The sequence below is a fragment of the Acetonema longum DSM 6540 genome (assembly GCF_000219125.1).
Lineage (GTDB): Bacteria > Bacillota > Negativicutes > Sporomusales > Acetonemataceae > Acetonema > Acetonema longum.
This window is the reverse complement of sequence record NZ_AFGF01000165.1, coordinates 1-797: the sequence shown is the minus strand read 5'-3', so window position 1 is coordinate 797 and position 797 is coordinate 1. Positions and strand designations below refer to the sequence as shown.

Below are 797 nucleotides of genomic sequence, written 5' to 3'. Positions count from 1 at the left end.
TGTTGCTTCCCTTCAAGCTAAACCAGCGCAGTCGCTTATAAAAAAATTGTAAACCGGTTGCTGGATCTATTGCCAAATCTTTGAATTTTAAAGTAGCATATGTTGTTAGGCAGACAAAAAACATGATTAGGAGTGTACTGACATGGAGTATGTAGAACCGATTCGCAACAAAAAACAGATTTTGGCCATGAAACACTATTTAAGAAGTAATAACTTACGTGATTATCTGTTGTTTGTTTTGGGCATTAACAGCGGTTTACGGATCTCAGACCTGTTGCAATTGACAATTGAGGATGTAAAAGGAAAAGACAGAGTTAGCCTGAGAGAAAAAAAAACCGGGAAAACCAAAGATTTTCCCCTTTCCGATACATGCAAAAAAGCGATACAAGAGTATCTTGACAATTGTTCCGGCAAAAGCGTCTGGTTGTTCGAAAGCAAAGGAAGAAATCGACCGATTACCCGCATACAGGCTTATAGAATTATCAATAAAGCCGCCCAGGTGATCGGCATGAAAGAAGCAATCGGGACTCACACACTGCGCAAGACATTCGGGTACTGGGTTCATAAGAACGGCGCGGACATAACCAAAATTCAAAAACTGCTAAACCACTCAAACCCAAGCATAACCTTAGCCTATATCGGCATCACAAAAGAAGAATTGGACAAGGTTTATATCAATCTCAATTTATAATATGGTTACTTTTTGTAAAAGTTAAGGTCGAAAAAAAGGGGTTTTTGAAAAAGAAATGTAAATATAGTTATGAGAGACCATAATTGATGCCATAATTGATTATGAT

The 797-nt window shown here is 37.8% G+C and carries 1 protein-coding gene; it reads left to right on the top strand.

Features of this window, described 5'->3' with window-relative positions:
* Positions 1 to 142 precede the first annotated feature (142 nt).
* Positions 143 to 691, top strand: a complete 549-nt coding sequence (locus ALO_RS15380; protein WP_004097568.1) for a site-specific integrase — start codon at positions 143 to 145, stop codon at positions 689 to 691.
* Positions 692 to 797: the final 106 nt, after the last annotated feature.